This window comes from Curtobacterium sp. ABR8 (assembly GCF_057812125.1).
Genome location: NZ_CM173818.1, coordinates 2,862,736 through 2,879,959, shown reverse-complemented (window position 1 = coordinate 2,879,959; position 17,224 = coordinate 2,862,736). Strand labels below are relative to the sequence as shown.

Genomic DNA, 17,224 nt, shown 5'->3' with positions numbered 1-17,224 from the left:
GAGTCCGGTGAACGTACGGTCGAGACCTCTAGGATTGGTCGGGTGAGCAGAGCGGACCTGAACAAGCGGCCGGACGAGGTGGCGGCGATGTTCGACGACGTCGCGGCCAAGTACGACCTCACGAACGACATCCTGTCGGCGGGCAACGCACCGCTGTGGCGTGTCGCCACGGTGCGGGCGGTCGACCCGCAGCCCGGCGAGAAGGTCCTCGACATCGCCGCCGGCACCGGCACGAGCGCCGCGGCCTTCGCGAAGAAGGGTGCGGATGTCAGCGCGCTCGACCTCTCCGCCGGCATGATCGCCGTCGGCCGCGAGCGGCACCCCGAGATCACCTTCGTCGAGGGTGACGCCGAACACCTGCCCTTCGACGACGACACGTTCGACGCGGTCACGATCTCGTTCGGGCTGCGCAACGTGAACGACCCGAAGCAGGCGCTCGCCGAGATGCTGCGGGTGCTGAAGCCCGGCGGCCGCGTCGTCATCTGCGAGTTCTCGACCCCGCCCCGTGCGCTGCTGCGCCTCGGCTACGGCACCTACCTGAAGCGCGTGCTCCCGGGCATCGCGAAGCTCTCCAGCAGCAACCCCGCCGCCTACCGCTACCTCGCCGAGTCGATCGACGCGTGGCCGGACCAGCAGGTCCTGACCCAGTGGCTGCGCGGCGTCGGGTTCTCCGTGGTCGCCTACCGCAACCTCACGGCCGGTATCGTCGCACTGCACCGTGGCCGCAAGCCCGTCGCCGACACGGTGCGGGAGTCCGCGGCCCGTCGTGCGAAGGCACGCCGCGACCACCAGGCGACCGGCGAGCAGCCGCGCGTCGACCCGGCCGACGACTGACCGGTCACCATCCCCCGAAGACGGAGCAGCACTTGAATCCGAGCGTCCCGGTCGCACGTCGCGCGCCGAGCCTCCGCGCCTCGCTGGGCATCGGCGAGCGGCTGTTCGCCACGCCCGCCGACCGTCGCTTCATCACCGCCGTCGACGACGGGCTCGAGCTCGTCGAGCAGGGTCTCGAGGACGCCATGCGTTCCACGGACACCCTGGCCGACACCACGAGCCGCTACCTGCTCTCCGCGGGTGGCAAGCGGATCCGTCCGACGCTCACGCTGCTCATCGCGCAGCTCGGCGACGGGGTGACCGACGCCGTGGTCAAGGCGGCCGTGAGCATCGAGACGACCCACCTGGCGTCGCTCTACCACGACGACGTCATGGACGAAGCACCCGTCCGCCGTGGGGTCCCCGCAGCGCAGATCACCTACGGCAACAACGTGGCGATCCTGACCGGCGACCTGCTCTTCGCCCGTGCCAGCCTCATCACCGCCGACCTCGGCACCGAGGGCATCCGGATGCAGGCCGAGACCTTCCAGCGGCTCTGCATGGGGCAGCTGCACGAGACCACGGGCCCGCAGCCCGACGACGACCCGGTCGAGCACTACATCCAGGTCCTCAGCGACAAGACCGGTTCGCTCATCGCGACCGCCGCCCGCGCCGGCGTCATGTTCTCGGGCGCCGACCGGACGTACCTCGACGCCGTCGGGACCTTCGGCGAGAAGGTGGGCGTCGCCTTCCAGCTCGTCGACGACGTCATCGACCTGGCGCCCGCGACGGACAAGACCGGCAAGATCGCCGGCAACGACCTCCGCGCCGGCGTCGACACGCTGCCGATGCTGCACCTGCGGCGGCACGCGGCGACCGACCCGGCGGCGCAGGACCTCGTCCAGCGCATCGAGCGCGACGTGAACGGCGCCCCGGACGACGCGGTCGGCTCCGTGCCGTACCAGTCGGCCGTCGCCGCCCTGCGTGAACACGAGGCGACGGCGTCGACGCGCACGGTCGCGGTCCGCTGGGCCCGCGAAGCCGTGGACGCCCTCGCCCCGCTGCCCGACGGCACCGTGAAGCGGGCACTCACCCGCTTCGCGGACTCCGTCGTCGACCGCAGCCGCTGAACACCGCCCGCGACCGGACGGCCCCACGGCCGCCGCGCGGGACGCACCACCGGGAGCACCCCACCCGAACGAACTGGAGACGATCAGTGCCCACCCTCCGAATCGCCATCGTCGGCGCCGGACCCGCCGGCATCTACGCCGCGGACATCCTGCTGCGCGAGGCCCACGGACACGACGTGTCGATCGACCTGTTCGAGCAGCTCCCCGCGCCGTACGGGTTGGTCCGCTACGGCGTCGCCCCCGACCACCCGCGCATCAAGGGCATCGTCAACGCGCTGCGCGACGTGCTCGACCGCGGTGTCGTCCGGCTGTTCGGCAACGTCCGCTTCGGCGAGGACATCACCCTCGAGGACCTGAAGAAGCACTACAACGCCGTCGTCTTCTCGACGGGCGCGATCAAGGACGCCGACCTCGACGTCCCCGGTGTCGACCTCGAGGGCTCCTACGGCGCCGCCGAGTTCGTCAGCTGGTTCGACGGCCACCCCGACGTGCCGCGCACCTGGCCGCTGACCGCCGAGAGCGTCGCGGTGATCGGGGTCGGCAACGTGGCCCTCGACGTCTCCCGCATCCTGGCGAAGCACGCCGACGACCTGCTGCCGACCGAGATCCCGGCCAACGTGTACGAGGGTCTGAAGGCGTCACCCGTCACGGACGTCCACGTCTTCGGCCGCCGTGGTCCCGCCCAGGTGAAGTTCACGCCGCTCGAGCTCCGCGAACTCGGCGAGGTCCGCGACGTCGACATGATCGTCTACGACGAGGACTTCGACCACGACGAGGCCTCGAAGACCGCGATCGCCACGAACAAGCAGGTCATGGTCATCAACCGGGTGCTCGAGCAGTGGCGCACGCGCGAGACCGGCCAGGCGAGCCGGCGGCTGCACCTGCACTTCTACGCGAAGCCGACCGAGTTCGTCGGCGACGAGCACGGCAACCTCACCGCGATCCGGTACGAGCGCACCCGGCCGAACGGCGAGGGCGGCGTCGAGGGCACGGGCGAGATCCGCGAGATCCCGGTCCAGGCGGCGTACCGTGCGGTGGGCTACTTCGGTTCCCCGTTGCCCGGCCTGCCGTTCGACGAGCGTCACGGCGTCATCCCCAACCACGAGGGCCAGGTCCTCGACGACGACAACCAGCAGATCCCGGGTGTCTACGCCACCGGCTGGATCAAGCGCGGCCCGGTCGGCCTGATCGGCCACACGAAGTCCGACGCGATGGAGACCGTGCAGCACATCGTGAACGACCAGGCGAGCTGGTGGACGCCGGAGGACCCGTCCGAGGGCGCGATCCCGGCCCTGCTCCGCGAGCGGGGTGTCCAGTACACCGACCTCGACGGCTGGCACAACCTGGACACCCACGAGCTCGCGCTCGGTGCTGCCGAGGGGCGTGAGCGCATCAAGGTCGTGCCCCGTGACGAGATGATCGACGTGTCGCTCGGTCGCGCCGACGCGCCCACGAGCTGACGGCGATGACCGACACGCGCCCCGTCCCGCCCACGGCGGTGCGGGGCGCGTCTGCTTCCGGCGCACGGCTGCAGGGCGTCGACGTCGCACGGGCGCTCGCGCTGCTCGGCATGATGGCCGCGCACATCGGCGGCATCGCGGACCAGCTCGACTGGTCCGACCCCTCGACGTGGTCCGCCGTGGCGCACGGGCGCCCGTCCACGCTGTTCGCCGTCCTCGCCGGGGTGTCGATCGGGCTGACGAGCGGTCGGACGAGTCCGCCGGGACCACCGACGATCGGCCGGGTCCGGGCACGCCTGGCGATCCGCGCCGTGGCCGTCGTCGCCGTCGGGTTCGTGCTCATCGCGTTGGACACCCCCGTCTACGTCATCCTGCCGACGTACGGCGTGCTCTTCCTGCTGGTGATCCCGGTGCTCCGGGTCCGCCCGGCGTGGCTCCTCGCCCTCGCGGGTGCCTGCGCCGTCCTGTCGCCGATCGCCGCGGTCGCGATCGCGCCGGCCTACGCGGACGCGGGCATGGTCGGCGTGCAGCTCGGCCTGGTCTACCCCGTGGTCACCTTCCTGGCGTACGTCCTGGTCGGTCTCGCGGTCGCCCGGGCCGGTCTGGAGGATCGTGGCCGGCAGGTCGTGCTCCTCGCGTCCGGCGTGCTGGTCGCCGCCACCGCGTACATCGTCGGCACCGTCCTCGCGCCGCTGCCGCCAGGGGCTGCGTTCGCGTTCCCGGGCGTCCCGTACGCCGCCGACGGCACCACTCCGGGCCAGGCCCTCGCCCAGCTCTTCCTGTCACCGCGCGACCACTCGTCGTCGGTCGTCGACGTGGTGGGCACAGCCGGGGTGGCGGTGGCGGTCATCGCGCTGTGCATCCTGGTGTTCGACGGGCGAGGCCGGGTCGCCGAGCGGGTCGCGTTCCCACTCGCCGCCGTCGGGTCGATGCCGCTCACGGTCTACTCGGGACACCTCGTGGTGATCGCGATGCTGCCGACCTACCCCGAGTCGGCCGAGGCGTGGGGCTGGTTCGCCCTCGGCTCGGTCGTGTTCGCGATGGTCTGGCGCCGGTTCCTCGGCCGTGGCCCGCTCGAGCGGGCCGTCGCGGCCTTGGCATCCCTCGTCCCGATGCGCTGAGCGCACCTGCCGGGGCGACCCGGCCGCGGAGCGCTGCTGCACGGTGCAGGGTTGTCCACTCGCCGCGGGCTTGCTCGCTGGGTGCCTCGCTGTCGCGACGCACCGTGCAGCCAGGGTCGCACCGGGTGGAGGACGACGCACCGTGCGGCCAAGGTCGCACCGGGTGGAGGGCGACGCACCGTGCGTGGTGGTGGCGAGCCGCGCCTCCCGTCCGCACCGTGCAGCCAGGGTCGCCCCGAATGGAGGACGACGCACCGTGCGACAGCGCGCCAGCGCGACAGCGCGACAGCGTCCGCTACTGCAGCGCTGCCGTGAGCCGCGCGACGTTGTCGAGCACCTTGGACCGGCGCGGACGGTCGACCCACTCGTCGAGCGTGAGCTCGAAGCTGTGCTCCTTGTAGGCGTCCTGCACGGCGCGCAACGCGTCGACGAAGCGGTGGCCGCGCACCATCACGGAGACCTCGAGGTTCAGGCTGAACGAGCGCATGTCCATGTTGCTCGACCCGATCACCGACACCTCGTCGTCGATGGTGAAGTGCTTGGCGTGCAGGATCACGGGTGCCCGGTACAGCCAGATCTTGACGCCGGCGCGGAGCAGTCCCTCGTAGTACGAGCGTTGGGCGTGCCACGTCATCGCGTGGTCGCCCATCTCACCGACGAAGAGCTCGACCTCGACGCCGCGCTGGGCGGTCGTCGTGATGGCGTACAGCATCGAGTCGTCCGGGACGAAGTACGGCGAGGTGATCGACACCTTCTTCTGCGCCGAGTAGAGCAGCGCGTTGAACAGGCGCAGGTTGTTCTCACCGTCGAACCCCGGCCCGGACGGCACCACCTGGCAGTCGAGGGCGTCACCGCGGTCGGCTCGTTGCACGGGGTCGCTCTCGCGCAGCAGCAGTTCGTCGGTCTCGCTGTACCAGTCGGTGACGAACAGGGCGTTCAACCCCGCGACGACCGGTCCCTCGAACCGGGCGAACAGGTCCTTGTAGACCATGCCCTTCTCGATGTGGGACTTGATGTCGTACGACGCGTCGATCAGGTTCTGCGACCCGGTGAACGCGACCGAGCCGTCGATGACCATGATCTTCCGGTGGTTGCGCAGGTCGGGGCGCTGGAACTTCCCCTGCAGTGGCAGCAGCGGAAGCATGAGGTGCCACTCGATGCCGGCGCGGTCCATGAACGCCAGTGTGTCCTTGTAGCCGGGGTACCCGCGGCTCGCCCAGTGGTCGAGCAGGAAGCGGACGGTGACGCCGCGGGCCTGCGCGCGGGCGAGCGCGTCGAAGAACGGCCGGGTCGTGTCGTCGAGTGTCGCGATGTAGAACTCGACGTGCACGAACCGACGCGACTGGTCGATCGCCCGGGTCATCTCGGCGATCGACTCCTCCGAGTCGGGGTAGAGCTCGGCCGAGTTGCCGCCGACCAGCGGCATGGCACCGAGTTCGCGGTTCAGCGTCGTGATGCTCTCGAGCCAGAGCGGCCACGGGTGGTCACGGCGCACGCGTTCGATGCCCTCGGTCTGCTCGAGGATGTACGCGTTGATCTCGGTCTGCTTCTCACGCCGGGCACGCGGCAGCTTCGTCGACCCGATGACCAGGAAGACGATGAAGCCGATGTAGGGGATGAGGAAGATCGCCAGCAACCAGGCCGTCGCGGTCTGCGGCTTCCGGTTGATCGGGACGTAGATGATCGAGAAGGCGCGGATCGCAAGGTCCAGCAGGACGGCCAGGACGGTGATCGCGACGGTGAGCCAGTGCTCCACGGGGTGCCGGTGTCGGGTTCGGGTGTCGTTCGGCGCTGCGCGTCAGCGGAAGTTGATGTACTGCAACGGGACGTCGAACTCTTCACCCTTGAGGAGCTGGATGGTGTTCTGCAGGTCGTCACGGCTCTTCGAGGAGACCCGCAGTTCGTCGCCCTGGATCTGGCTCTTCACGGTCTTCGGGGCGTTCGCCCGGAGGAACGCGCCGATCTTCTTGGCGACGTCCTGCTCGATGCCGTTCTTGAACTTCACCTCGATGCGGTACTCCTTGCCCGAGGGGTACGGGTCGCCGGCATCGAGGCTCTTCAGGCTGATGTTGCGCTTGATCGCCTTGCTCTGCAGGACGTCGAGGACGGCCTTGGCGCGCTCTTCCGAGTTCGCCTTGATGAGGACGTCGTCACCGCTGAAGGCGACCGACGCGTCCGCACCCTTGAAGTCGTACCGCTGCTCGATCTCCTTGGCCGCCTGGTTGAGGGCGTTCTCCGCCTCCATCTTGTCGACCTTGCTGACCACGTCGAAGGAACTGTCTGCCATGCCGGACAGCCTAACGGCGGACAGGAGGCTCGGTTCCGGTCGCGCGGATCGGCTCACGGTGGTCACGACCACCGTTCCGGATCCGCTATGCTTTTGTGCGCGCCTTCGGTTGGTGATCACACCGGCTGGGTGCGCATGGCAAGTTACCCAAGCGGCCAAAGGGATCTGACTGTAAATCAGCCGGCGTAGCCTTCGGGGGTTCGAATCCCTCACTTGCCACCACCTGGAAGCCCCGTCCGACCCGGACGGGGCTTCCGTCGTCACTGGCAGGATCGGTGCATGGCATCCGACCCCACACCGTCCCAGTTCGCCGACCTCGCCGAGACGATCGCACGCGAAGCGGCCACGCTCGCCGCACGACGACGTGCCGAGGGGGTCGAGGTCGCCGACCGCAAGTCGAGCATCGTCGACGTGGTCACCGCGGCGGATCGCGAGGTCGAGGCGCTCATCCGCACCCGGATCGCCGAGGCCCGGCCGGAGGACGCGTTCCACGGTGAGGAGTCGGGCTCGGCGTCGGGGGAGTCGGGCATCACGTGGGTCGTCGACCCGATCGACGGCACCGTCAACTACCTGTACGGCAGCGCCGAGTACGGCGTGAGCATCGGCGTCGTGCGCGGCTCCGCCGACCCGACGACGTGGGAGCCCGTCGCGGGTGTCGTGGTCGCTCCGGCCACCGGGGTCGTGTTCCGCGCCGCGGCCGGACAGGGCGCCACTCGTGACGGCGTCCCCCTGTCCGTCAGCGCTCCCGCCTCGCTCGCCGAGACGCTCGTGGCGACGGGCTTCGGGTACACGGTGGATCGCCGCCGGGAGCAGGTGTCCGTGCTCGCCGGGCTCATCGGCGAGGTGCGGGACATCCGGCGCGGGGGAGCGGCGTCGCTCGACTGCTGCGCGGTCGGTGCCGGGGTCGTCGACGCCTACTACGAGCGCGGGATCAACCCGTGGGACATGGCCGGCGGCTCCGTCGTCGCGCACGAGGCCGGGGCGTCGGTCCGCATCTGGGAAGCGGGTGGCACCCGTTCCTTCCTGTTCGCGAGCCCCGCGGTCGCCGATGACCTCGAGGCCCTGCTGCGCGGACTGGAAGCGGAGGCACTCGACGCCTGAGCCCCGGACGGTCCCTCGGTCTGGGGGTCCCCGGTGGACATGACCACGACTGGCGACGTGCGACGACGTTTGCTACCGTGCTCAGGTCCCGTTATCTGCTCGTTACCAACGAGCACCCTCCTTCCCCGATCAGGATCGCCACCGCACGCATGCCCCACTCTCCACTGACGTCCGTCCCCACCGGTCCCGTCGACGCCGCCACCCCGGTCGTCCACCTGACCCGACGAGCACGGATCGAGGCGGAGCGAGCGGCTGCGAAGGGTGCTCCCGTCACGCAGGACCACACGCAGGACGTCGCACCCGACAGCGCCGCGCGCCCGTCGTTCGACGAGGTCGTCGGGTTGACCACGCCGTCGTCCGCCGCTGCCCCCGTGTCCCCGATCGACCTCGCACCGGCGTCGCCCGCGCTGCCGGAGTCGGCGGTCCGACCGGCCTCGCGCATCAGGACGCCGCCTGCGCCCACGTCGCCGGACGTCCACGGCACCGCACCGCGCACCGTGCCCGCTGCCGCTCCGTCCTCCGCTGCGCCGCAGCCCCGTCGGGTCATCGGCCAGGTCCCGGCGTCCCGTCGGCGCACCGGCCGTGCGGCGTCCGCCGTGCAGGTCGACCGGGCCACCCGGCACATCAACACGAGCCGCACCACCGCGCCGACCCCCACCGCTCGCAAGCAGGGCGCCTCGTTCCGCCGTGCCGCGTCGCGCGTGACGGCCGTCGGTGCGCTCCTCTTCGTCGCCGGGCTCGTCGTCTCGACGTCGTTGCCCGCCCAGGCGCTCTACGTGCCGGAGACCGGCTCCACCGCGGTCCGGTCGACGGCGAACGGTGCGACCCAGTCGATGAGCGTCAGCGCAGCAGCCGACGGTTCGACGACCCGCGACCAGTACACGGTGTCCGACGCCACGCAGTACAAGAACGTCGACGCCTCGAGCTTCACCAACGACCCGACCGGCACGATCCAGTGGCCGTTCCTCACCGGGGTCCCGATCACGTCGGGCTTCGGCGGTCGCCAGGTCGCCGGCTGCTCGTTCTGCTCGACGAACCACATGGGCGTCGACTTCGCCCCCGGCGAAGGCACCCCGATCCGTGTCATCGCCGCCGGCACCGTCATCAAGGTGCAGGCGAACGACGGCGGTTTCGGCAACGACGTCTGGGTCGAGCACGACGTCGACGGCAAGCAGTTCGTCAGCGTGTACGGCCACATGGAGGACAACTCCTTCAAGGTGGTCACCGGCCAGCAGATCGAGGTCGGTGACGAGCTCGGCCTCGTGGGCAGCACGGGCAACTCCACGGGCCCGCACCTGCACCTCGAGGTGCACGTCGACGGCGTCCCCGTGGACCCGCTGGCGTGGCTCCAGACCAACGCGAACTAGCGGTCGCCGGCGCGGCACGCCCGGGCGTCTCGCCCGGTTCCGGAGCAGCGTCGGAGGTCTGCTATCCTCGTGTGGTGCCGTTCGCGGCACATCGCCCCGATAGCTCAGTGGTAGAGCACCTCCATGGTAAGGAGGGGGTCGTCAGTTCAATCCTGACTCGGGGCTCCGACCCGGTGCGCGTGTCGCTCCGGATCTCTGGCGGGGTAGCTCAGTTGGTTAGAGCACACGACTCATAATCGTGGGGTCGCGGGTTCAAGTCCCGCCCTCGCTACAGCAAGCCCGGCGATCTGTTCGCCGGGCTTTCGTCGTTCCCGGGCACGTCGGTGTTCCGGTCGGGAGGCGAGTGGCGGGCGTGCTCCGTGCCTCCTGTCCGGTGTGGGGCCGGTCCAGTGCGTTCGTCGCGCCGCACAATCACAGTGCGTCCGCGCCGTGTGTTCGCGTGGTGCAGATGCACTTGCGTTGTGCGCCGGTCACGGCGCGACCCCGTGGCCGCGCCTACAGCGTGGAGTGCGACCCGGTGCCGGTCCGCGCCTGCAACACCCCGGCGGACCGCAGCGCACGCTCGACCGACGCGCTCACCTCGTGCCAAGCCGCTCGTCGCCGGCTCGCGCCGATGCTGCCGCCGGAGACGGCCGTGCCGTGTCCGCTGTGCCGGAGCGTGATCGTGGTGGACGCCCCCGTGACGGTCGTCGACAGCTCGTAGCGCCGGAACTCGCGGGACGGGTGCACGAGCGCGCCGAGCAGGATCGTCAGCAGCCGGTTGCCGGTCGTCGCGGTGAGGGTCCCACCGGTCGACTCGACGTGGTGTCCCGTGGTGCGGAGCGCCGCGCCGGCGACCTCCATCGCGGTGCAGCGGTCGCCCGTGTGCACGGCGAACTCGGTCCTGCTGTCCATCGTTGCTCCCCCCGTTCACTGATCCGGTGTCGACACCGGACCGCCGGTTCCCCCGAACCGACGCGGCAAGCCTAGCCGATGCATCCTCAGCATCGACAGGCCCCAGGACGGGCGTCGGTAGACTGCCCACGTGTCAGTGAACCCCGAGCTCGTCGGCAGGACGTTCCCGCCGGCCCAGCCCTACCTGGTCGGTCGCGAGAAGGTGCGCGAGTTCTCGCGCGCGGTGTTCGCGACCAACCCCGTCCACCACGAACCCGACGCCGCCCGTGCCGCCGGGTACGCCGACGTCGTCGCCCCGCCGACCTTCGCGGTCGTCGTGCAGGAAGCCACGCTCGCGCAGCTCCTGGCCGAGCCGGACGCCGGCATCGACTTCTCCCGCGTCGTCCACGGCGAGCAGTCCTTCACCTACGACCGGCCCATCGTGGCCGGCGACGAACTCACCGCGACCCTGACCGTCACGAGCGTGAAGACGCTCGGCGGCAACGCGATGGTCACGGCCCAGAGCACCATGAACGACGCCGCGGGGGAGCACGTCGTCACGGCGACGTCGACCCTCGTGGTCCGAGGAGACGACGCATGACCGCCGCACCCGCCGCCGCGATCGAGGTCGGCACGGTGGTCGCCGAGCGCGAGGTGCACGTCACCCGCGACTCGCTCGTCCGCTACGCCGGCGCCTCCGGTGACTTCAACCCGATCCACTACCGCGACGACGTCGCCGCCTCGGTCGGGCTGCCCGGCGTGCTCGCGCACGGCATGCTCACGATGGGCCTCGCGGTGCAGCCGGTGTCCGAGTGGCTCGGCGACAGCGGATGGGTCGCGGGCTACGGCGTCCGCTTCACCCGCCCCGTCGTCGTGGACCCCGAGCAGGGCGCGACCATCGGCATCGTCGCCAAGGTCGGAACCGTCGACGACGACGGCCGGCCGAAGCGCATCGACCTCACCGTGACCGCCGGCGGGCAGACCGTGCTCGGCAAGGCGCAGGTCACGGTGGCGTTCCGCTGACCGTGCACGAGCCGGTGCTCGCCGACCTCACGACGCTCGGCGTCGGCGGTCCGGCCACGCGGCTGCTGACGGCCACGACGACCGACGAGCTCGTCGCCCACACGCGCGCGGCGTGGGACGACCACGAGTGGCTCGTCCTCGGCGGAGGCAGCAACCTGCTGGTCGCCGACTCGGGCTTCGACGGCACCGTCGTCCTGGTCCGCACCTCGGGCGTGGAGGCCGACACCGACGCCGACGGCGTCACCGTCCGCGTCGCGGCCGGTGAACCCTGGGACGCGTTCGTCGCCACCACCGTCGCGAACGGCTGGACCGGTCTGGAGGCCCTCAGTGGCATCCCGGGCACCGTCGGCGCCGCCCCCGTGCAGAACGTCGGCGCCTACGGGGTCGAGCTCTCCGACGTGCTCACCCGGGTCGAGTTCCTCGATGCGGCCACGGGGGAGCGCACGTGGGTCCCCGCGGCCGAGCTGGCGCTCGGCTACCGCACGTCGACCCTCAAGCACGGACGTCGCGGTGTCGTGCTGACGGTCGAGTTCCGGCTCGGCACGGCGGGCGAGCACGGCGTGCCGGTGCGGTACGCCCAGCTCGCCGGTTCGCTCGGGGTCGACCTCGGTGCCCTCGTGGAGCCGACCACGGTCCGCGACGAGGTCCTGCGGCTCCGCGCCTCGAAGGGCATGGTGCTCGACGCCGACGACCGGGACACCTGGAGCGCCGGGTCCTTCTTCACGAACCCGATCGTGTCCGCGGCCTTCGCCGAGACGCTGCCCGCCGGTGCGCCACGGTGGCCGGCTGGTGACGACGTCAAGCTCAGCGCCGCCTGGCTCATCGAGCACGCCGGGGTGCACCGCGGCTACGCCGTACCGGGGTCGCGAGCGGCGATCTCGTCGAAGCACACCCTCGCGCTGACGAACCGCGGCGGAGCGACGGCCGCCCAGGTGGCGGAGCTCGCACGGTACGTGCAGGTGACCGTCCTGAACCGCTTCGGGGTCTCGCTCGTGCCGGAGCCCGTCGTGGTGGGCGACCTGCTCGACTGAGGACGCCCACGCGACGCCCCACGGGCCTCCCGGACGTGCGAACGGGCCACCTCGACGAGGTGGCCCGTTCCGTGGTGCGTGGGGTCTACGCGAAGAACCGCGCCAGGCGGGCCACACCCTCGGCGATGTCGTCGTCGCCGAGCGCGTACGACAGCCGCAGGTACCCCGAGGGTCCGAAGGCCTCGCCCGGGACGACCGCGACCTCGGCGTGCTCGAGGATCAGGTCCGCCAGCTCGAGGGTCGTCGTCGGGGTCGAGCCCGCCCATTCGCGACCGAGCAGTGCGGTGACGTCCGGGTAGACGTAGAAGGCGCCCTGCGGGGTCGGCGTGACGAAGCCCGGGATCGCGTTGAGCCCGGCGACGATGGCCTGGCGACGGCGGTCGAAGGCCTCGCGCATGGCCGCCACCGGCTCCTGTGGCCCGGTGAGGGCGGCGATCGCGGCGCGCTGGGACACGTTCGACACGTTCGACGACAGGTGCGACTGCAGGTTCGACGCAGCCTTGACGGCGTCGGCCGGGCCGATGAACCAGCCGACGCGCCAGCCGGTCATCGCGTAGGTCTTGGCGACGCCGTTGACGAGGATCGTGGTGTCGGCGAGGGCCGGCACGGCGTCGAGGATGCCGGTGAAGCGCAGCCCGTCGTAGACGAGGTCCTGGTAGATCTCGTCGCTGATGACCCAGATGCCGTGCTCGAGCGCCCACTCGCCGATCGCCGCGGTCTGCTCGGCGGTGTACACGGCACCGGTCGGGTTCGACGGGGAGCAGAACAGCAGCGCCTTCGTCTTCGGGGTGCGCGCGGCCTCGAGCTGCTCGACGGTCACGAGGTACCCCTGGTCGCTGCCGGCGAAGACCTCGACCGGCTCGCCACCGGCCAGGCGGATGGCCTCGGGGTAGGTGGTCCAGTACGGGGCGGGGAGCAGGACCTCGTCCCCGGCGTCGACGATCGTCTGGAACGCCTGGTAGACGGCCTGCTTGCCGCCGTTGGTGACGATCACCTGCGCCGGCTCGACGGTGATGCCGGACTCGCGTGCGGTCTTGTCGGCGATGGCCTGCTTCAGCTCCGGCAGGCCGGTCGCGGGCGTGTAGCGGTGGTTCTTCGGGTCCTGTGCGGCCTCGACCGCGGCGACGACCACGTGGTCGGGCGTCGCGAAGTCGGGCTCGCCGGCGGCGAAGGAGATGACGGGGCGACCCGCGGCCTTCAGGGCCTTGGCCTTCGCGTCGACCTTGAGCGTCGCTGACTCGGCGATCGCCGCGATGCGGGACGCGATGCGCGGTCGATCGGTCGGCGCGGCGGCGGGGGTTGCGGTGGACTCGGGGCCAGGGGCTGCGGTGCTCACGGGTCCCAGCCTATCGGCGCGGCACGCCGTGGAGGGGGCCAAGTGGACACCGTGTGACGGACTCCCGTACACTCGACCACCGGAACACGATCGGTGACGGACGTGCTCTGAAGGGCGGTGGCTCAATTGGTAGAGCAGCGGTCTCCAAAACCGCAGGTTGCAGGTTCGAGTCCTGTCCGCCCTGCAACTCTGGAAGGGTAGAAGTTGGCGAGCAAAGACATGGAGACGACGGCGGACGACGTCGTCGCCAAGGCGAAGCAGGACCGGGCCGAGCGCCGGGGTCCGATCGCTGCCATCGTGCTCTTCATCCGTCAGGTGATCGGCGAGCTGCGCAAGGTCGTGACGCCGACCCGCAAGGAGCTCTTCAGCTACACGCTGGTCGTGCTCGTCTTCGTCGTCGTGATGATGATCCTGGTGTCGATCCTCGACTTCGTGTTCGGTCTCGGCGTCGGGTACGTCTTCGGCAACGGGCCCACGGCCTGACCCGGACGTCGACTGCCCTGTGCGGCAGTCCCGTGGAGTACGGTCGCCCGAGACGGAGCCGATCGTGACCAGGACCGTCCGCCATCCCGACCCGCACCACCGAACGGAAAGAATCGACTGTGTCTGACTACTCCCGCGACGACATCGACCTCGCGACGGCTGCCGAGCAGTCCTCCGAAGTCGAGGAGAACCAGGAAGGCGACGTCGAGACCGGCGAGGAGCGCTCCGCCGAGTCCGCCGAGGAGCGCGCGATCTCCGTCGAGTCCGAGGACGACGAGTCCCTCGGCATCGACGAGGAGCTGACCGCGCTGCAGGAGTCCGAGGACCCCGAGGCCGACGCCGTCGTCGAGGACGCCCTCGAGATCGACTCCGCCGACGAGGCCGAGGCCGCGGTGGAGGCCGTCGAGGACGAGGAAGAGATCGAACTCGAGTCCGAGACCGCCGAAGAGGCGAACGAGACCCTCGCCGCCGACGAAGCCATCGACGCCGAGGACGACGACGCCGAAGAGGCCGAGGTCGACCCGTACGAGGCCTTCAAGGTCGAGCTGCGGATGAAGCCGGGCAAGTGGTACGTCATCCACTCCTACGCGGGTTTCGAGCGCCGCGTGAAGTCGAACATCGAGAACCGCATGGTGTCGATGTCGATGGAGGACTCGATCTACCAGGTCGAGGTCCCGATGGAGGACGTCGTCGAGATCAAGAACGGGCAGCGCAAGCTGGTCACCCGCGTCCGGATCCCCTCGTACGTGCTCGTCCGCATGGACCTCAACGAAGACTCGTGGTCGGTCGTCCGGCACACTCCCGGCGTCACCGGCTTCGTCGGCAACGCGCACAACCCGACGCCGCTCCGTTTCGACGAGGCGTTCGGCATGCTCAAGTCCCTCGTGCAGGTCGCCGAGGCCGCCCCGTCCAAGGGTGGCTCGAAGTCCGGCGGTTCCCTGCAGGCGCAGCCCGCGGCCGAGGTCGACTTCGAGGTCGGCGAGACGATCACCATCAAGGAGGGCTCGTTCGCGGGCCTCCCCGGTTCGATCTCCGAGATCAAGCCGGAGAGCGGCAAGCTCACCGTCCTCGTCTCGCTGTTCGAGCGCGAGACCCCGGTCGAGCTCAGCTTCGACCAGGTCACGAAGCTCTAGTCCAGGTCTGCCCGTTCGGGTAGACTCATCGAGTTTGGGCCCGCACGCCTCGTGCGTGTGGGCCTTCACCGCGGTCCGGAACGGCCGGACCAGCGGGAGAGTGCACGGATCCCCGTGCGTTCGATTCCAGGAGGAAGACAAGTCATGGCACCGAAGAAGAAGGTCACGGGCCTGATCAAGCTGCAGATCAACGCGGGAGCCGCCAACCCGGCCCCGCCGATCGGTCCGGCACTCGGTCAGCACGGCGTCAACATCATGGAGTTCTGCAAGGCGTACAACGCGGCGACCGAGTCGCAGCGTGGCAACGTCGTGCCGGTCGAGATCACCGTCTACGAGGACCGTTCGTTCACGTTCGTCCTCAAGACCCCGCCGGCCGCTGAGCTCATCAAGAAGGCTGCTGGTGTGCAGAAGGGGTCCGCGACCCCGCACACGGTCAAGGTCGCGAAGATCTCGATGGACCAGGTCCGTCAGATCGCCGAGACCAAGCAGGCCGACCTGAACGCCAACGACATCGAGCAGGCCGCGAAGATCATCGCCGGCACCGCACGCTCGATGGGCATCACGGTCGAGGCCTAAGCACCGATCGGGCTCCGGCCCACACCCAGACACCTTTCCGTGGGAGAGCCGCGCCGGCTCGTCAACCACGTATCTCGCAAGGAGACCACCATGGCGAAGAAGTCCAAGGCCTACGAAGCCGCGGCCGCGAAGATCGAGGCCGACAAGTTCTACACCCCGACCGAGGCAGTCGCCCTGGCCAAGGAGACCGGCTCTGCGAAGACCGACTCCACGGTCGAGGTCGCACTGAAGCTCGGCGTCGACCCGCGCAAGGCGGACCAGATGGTCCGTGGCACGGTCATCCTGCCGCACGGCACGGGCAAGACCGCTCGCGTCATCGTGTTCGCGACGGGTGCAGCGGCCGAGGCCGCCATCGCAGCCGGCGCCGACGAGGTCGGTGGAGACGAGCTCATCGCGAAGGTCGCCGAGGGCTACACCGCCTTCGACTCCGCCGTCGCGACGCCCGAGCTCATGGGCAAGGTCGGTCGTCTCGGCAAGGTGCTCGGCCCGCGTGGCCTCATGCCCAACCCGAAGACCGGCACCGTGACCCCGAACGTGGCGCAGGCCGTCAACGACATCAAGGGCGGCAAGATCGAGTTCCGCGTCGACAAGCACGCCAACGTGCACTTCGTCGTCGGCAAGGCCTCGTTCACGCCGGAGCAGCTCGACGAGAACATCTCGACCGCGCTCGAGGAGATCAACCGCCTCAAGCCGAGCTCCTCGAAGGGCCGCTACGTCATGAAGGGCGCCGTCTCGACGACCTTCGGCCCCGGCATCCCGCTGGACGTCAACAGCATCTGAGTCCACTGACTCCGGGTCCCTGACCCGCAGGAAGGCCCGCACCGGAAACGGTGCGGGCCTTTCCGCATCTGCGGGACCGGCACCCCGGTAGCGTGGTGGCGTGCGCACCCTCGTCAACTCGCTCCGGTTGATCGCCGTCATCGCCGTGGTCGTGGCGATCGTCGCCCAGTGGCTCGTCAGCTCCGAGACGGCCGACTACAACCCGTGGAACTTCTTCGGGTACTTCACCATCCAGTCGAACGGCATCATCGCCGTGGCCCTTGCGGTGACCCTCGTCGCGTCGGCTCGGCGGAAGCGCGGTGACCTGCGGGTGAGCCTGCTGCGGGGCGCGGGGACGGTGTACATCGCGACGACGGGCATCGTCTACAACACCCTGCTCACGAACGTCGACGTGTCGGCGAACGTCCAGTGGTCGAACGACGTGCTGCACAAGGTCATCCCCGCGTACGCGGTGCTCGACTGGTTGTTGTTCTCGGACCGGTCGAAGCTGCTCCTCCGCCACGTGTGGTGGTTCTTGGTCTACCCGGCGGTGTGGACGATCGTCATCCTGATCCGCGGCGCGACCGACGGCTGGGTACCGTACCCGTTCCTCGACCCGGCGCAGGGCTACGGCGTCGTGGCGATCTACTGCGTCGGCGTCGGCGTCTCGATCGGGTTGCTCGGCGTGCTGGTCGTCGGGATGAGCCGGCTCCGCCTGGTCAAGGTCTGAG

18 protein-coding genes and 4 tRNA genes are annotated in these 17,224 nt (G+C 70.1%); 18 read left to right on the top strand and 4 right to left on the bottom strand.

Annotated elements, in window-relative coordinates; translation table 11 throughout:
* Positions 1 to 42 precede the first annotated feature (42 nt).
* The 4 genes from ACXKZB_RS13605 (at position 43) to ACXKZB_RS13590 (ending at position 4,524) form a co-directional block, all read left to right on the top strand.
* Positions 43 to 834: a demethylmenaquinone methyltransferase gene (locus tag ACXKZB_RS13605; RefSeq protein WP_488823468.1), complete on the top strand. Its 792-nt coding sequence runs from the start codon at positions 43 to 45 to the stop codon at positions 832 to 834.
* A 32-nt stretch (positions 835 to 866) separates the two neighbouring features.
* Positions 867 to 1,943, top strand: coding sequence for a polyprenyl synthetase family protein (locus ACXKZB_RS13600; RefSeq protein ID WP_123313845.1), 1,077 nt, complete (start codon positions 867 to 869; stop codon positions 1,941 to 1,943).
* An 86-nt stretch (positions 1,944 to 2,029) separates the two neighbouring features.
* Positions 2,030 to 3,403, top strand: a complete 1,374-nt coding sequence (locus tag ACXKZB_RS13595; RefSeq protein ID WP_488823467.1) for an FAD-dependent oxidoreductase — start codon at positions 2,030 to 2,032, stop codon at positions 3,401 to 3,403.
* Between the two features lie 5 nt (positions 3,404 to 3,408).
* Entirely contained in the window at positions 3,409 to 4,524 is a 1,116-nt protein-coding gene (locus ACXKZB_RS13590) for a heparan-alpha-glucosaminide N-acetyltransferase domain-containing protein (protein ID WP_488823466.1), read from the top strand.
* Between the two features lie 295 nt (positions 4,525 to 4,819).
* Here ACXKZB_RS13590 and cls read toward each other — a convergent pair whose 3' ends face one another.
* Positions 4,820 to 6,280, bottom strand: a complete 1,461-nt coding sequence (cls, locus tag ACXKZB_RS13585; RefSeq protein ID WP_123313842.1) for a cardiolipin synthase — start codon at positions 6,278 to 6,280, stop codon at positions 4,820 to 4,822.
* 42 nt (positions 6,281 to 6,322) lie between these two features.
* Positions 6,323 to 6,811 carry a YajQ family cyclic di-GMP-binding protein gene (locus tag ACXKZB_RS13580; protein WP_123313841.1) on the bottom strand — a complete coding sequence of 163 codons (489 nt, stop codon included), beginning with the start codon at positions 6,809 to 6,811 and terminating at the stop codon, positions 6,323 to 6,325.
* A 137-nt stretch (positions 6,812 to 6,948) separates the two neighbouring features.
* On the opposite strand from ACXKZB_RS13580, the gene ACXKZB_RS13575 reads away from it, so the two are divergent.
* From ACXKZB_RS13575 to ACXKZB_RS13555, 5 genes are all read left to right on the top strand, one after another.
* Positions 6,949 to 7,033, top strand: a tRNA-Tyr gene (locus ACXKZB_RS13575).
* A gap of 57 nt (positions 7,034 to 7,090) precedes the next feature.
* Positions 7,091 to 7,912, top strand: coding sequence for an inositol monophosphatase family protein (locus tag ACXKZB_RS13570; RefSeq protein WP_488823465.1), 822 nt, complete (start codon positions 7,091 to 7,093; stop codon positions 7,910 to 7,912).
* A 149-nt stretch (positions 7,913 to 8,061) separates the two neighbouring features.
* On the top strand, positions 8,062 to 9,279 hold the full coding sequence (locus ACXKZB_RS13565; protein WP_488823464.1) for a M23 family metallopeptidase: 1,218 nt from the start codon (positions 8,062 to 8,064) through the stop codon (positions 9,277 to 9,279).
* 93 nt (positions 9,280 to 9,372) lie between these two features.
* Positions 9,373 to 9,444, top strand: a tRNA-Thr gene (locus ACXKZB_RS13560).
* A gap of 32 nt (positions 9,445 to 9,476) precedes the next feature.
* A tRNA-Met gene (locus tag ACXKZB_RS13555) sits at positions 9,477 to 9,550 on the top strand.
* A gap of 224 nt (positions 9,551 to 9,774) precedes the next feature.
* On the opposite strand, the gene ACXKZB_RS13550 is transcribed toward ACXKZB_RS13555, so the two are convergent.
* On the bottom strand, positions 9,775 to 10,173 hold the full coding sequence (locus tag ACXKZB_RS13550) for a hypothetical protein (protein WP_488823463.1): 399 nt from the start codon (positions 10,171 to 10,173) through the stop codon (positions 9,775 to 9,777).
* Between the two features lie 130 nt (positions 10,174 to 10,303).
* On the opposite strand from ACXKZB_RS13550, the gene ACXKZB_RS13545 reads away from it, so the two are divergent.
* The 3 genes from ACXKZB_RS13545 to ACXKZB_RS13535 are packed head-to-tail and all read left to right on the top strand — an operon-like array spanning position 10,304 to position 12,206.
* On the top strand, positions 10,304 to 10,753 hold the full coding sequence (locus ACXKZB_RS13545) for an FAS1-like dehydratase domain-containing protein (protein ID WP_111084265.1): 450 nt from the start codon (positions 10,304 to 10,306) through the stop codon (positions 10,751 to 10,753).
* Positions 10,750 to 11,175, top strand: coding sequence for a MaoC/PaaZ C-terminal domain-containing protein (locus tag ACXKZB_RS13540; RefSeq protein WP_488823462.1), 426 nt, complete (start codon positions 10,750 to 10,752; stop codon positions 11,173 to 11,175). Before ACXKZB_RS13545 ends, ACXKZB_RS13540 begins: the two co-directional genes overlap by 4 nt.
* Before the next feature lie 14 nt (positions 11,176 to 11,189).
* Positions 11,190 to 12,206: a UDP-N-acetylmuramate dehydrogenase gene (locus tag ACXKZB_RS13535; RefSeq protein ID WP_488823461.1), complete on the top strand. Its 1,017-nt coding sequence runs from the start codon at positions 11,190 to 11,192 to the stop codon at positions 12,204 to 12,206.
* Positions 12,207 to 12,291: 85 nt separating this feature from the next.
* Here ACXKZB_RS13535 and ACXKZB_RS13530 read toward each other — a convergent pair whose 3' ends face one another.
* A complete protein-coding gene (locus ACXKZB_RS13530) occupies positions 12,292 to 13,473 on the bottom strand; it encodes a pyridoxal phosphate-dependent aminotransferase (RefSeq protein ID WP_488825901.1) in 1,182 nt (393 codons plus the stop codon).
* Positions 13,474 to 13,653: 180 nt separating this feature from the next.
* Between ACXKZB_RS13530 and ACXKZB_RS13525 the strand changes: the two genes are divergently transcribed.
* The 6 genes from ACXKZB_RS13525 (at position 13,654) to ACXKZB_RS13500 (ending at position 17,223) form a co-directional block, all read left to right on the top strand.
* Positions 13,654 to 13,726 (top strand) — tRNA-Trp (locus ACXKZB_RS13525).
* Positions 13,727 to 13,761: 35 nt separating this feature from the next.
* The gene (secE, locus tag ACXKZB_RS13520; RefSeq protein ID WP_228504884.1) at positions 13,762 to 14,025 is read left to right on the top strand and encodes a preprotein translocase subunit SecE; all 264 of its coding nucleotides are present in this window, start codon (positions 13,762 to 13,764) and stop codon (positions 14,023 to 14,025) included.
* A gap of 119 nt (positions 14,026 to 14,144) precedes the next feature.
* Positions 14,145 to 15,158, top strand: a complete 1,014-nt coding sequence (nusG, locus tag ACXKZB_RS13515; RefSeq protein ID WP_488823460.1) for a transcription termination/antitermination protein NusG — start codon at positions 14,145 to 14,147, stop codon at positions 15,156 to 15,158.
* Between the two features lie 144 nt (positions 15,159 to 15,302).
* Positions 15,303 to 15,734 carry a 50S ribosomal protein L11 gene (gene rplK, locus ACXKZB_RS13510; protein ID WP_022906459.1) on the top strand — a complete coding sequence of 144 codons (432 nt, stop codon included), beginning with the start codon at positions 15,303 to 15,305 and terminating at the stop codon, positions 15,732 to 15,734.
* Positions 15,735 to 15,824: 90 nt separating this feature from the next.
* Entirely contained in the window at positions 15,825 to 16,514 is a 690-nt protein-coding gene (gene rplA, locus ACXKZB_RS13505) for a 50S ribosomal protein L1 (protein ID WP_111084260.1), read from the top strand.
* Positions 16,515 to 16,614: 100 nt separating this feature from the next.
* Positions 16,615 to 17,223, top strand: coding sequence for a Pr6Pr family membrane protein (locus tag ACXKZB_RS13500; RefSeq protein WP_488823459.1), 609 nt, complete (start codon positions 16,615 to 16,617; stop codon positions 17,221 to 17,223).
* Position 17,224: the final 1 nt, after the last annotated feature.

Excerpts from the sequence above, each read along its gene's own strand:
- rplK (WP_022906459.1), top strand. The coding sequence starts at position 15,303 with ATGGCACCGAAGAAGAAGGTCACGGGCCTGATCAAGCTGCAGATCAAC.
- ACXKZB_RS13540 (WP_488823462.1), top strand. The coding sequence starts at position 10,750 with ATGACCGCCGCACCCGCCGCCGCGATCGAGGTCGGCACGGTGGTCGCC.
- ACXKZB_RS13590 (WP_488823466.1), top strand. The coding sequence starts at position 3,409 with ATGACCGACACGCGCCCCGTCCCGCCCACGGCGGTGCGGGGCGCGTCT.
- secE (WP_228504884.1), top strand. The coding sequence starts at position 13,762 with ATGGAGACGACGGCGGACGACGTCGTCGCCAAGGCGAAGCAGGACCGG.
- ACXKZB_RS13570 (WP_488823465.1), top strand. The coding sequence starts at position 7,091 with ATGGCATCCGACCCCACACCGTCCCAGTTCGCCGACCTCGCCGAGACG.
- ACXKZB_RS13565 (WP_488823464.1), top strand. The coding sequence starts at position 8,062 with ATGCCCCACTCTCCACTGACGTCCGTCCCCACCGGTCCCGTCGACGCC.
- rplA (WP_111084260.1), top strand. The coding sequence starts at position 15,825 with ATGGCGAAGAAGTCCAAGGCCTACGAAGCCGCGGCCGCGAAGATCGAG.
- ACXKZB_RS13550 (WP_488823463.1), bottom strand. The coding sequence starts at position 10,173 with ATGGACAGCAGGACCGAGTTCGCCGTGCACACGGGCGACCGCTGCACC.
- ACXKZB_RS13580 (WP_123313841.1), bottom strand. The coding sequence starts at position 6,811 with ATGGCAGACAGTTCCTTCGACGTGGTCAGCAAGGTCGACAAGATGGAG.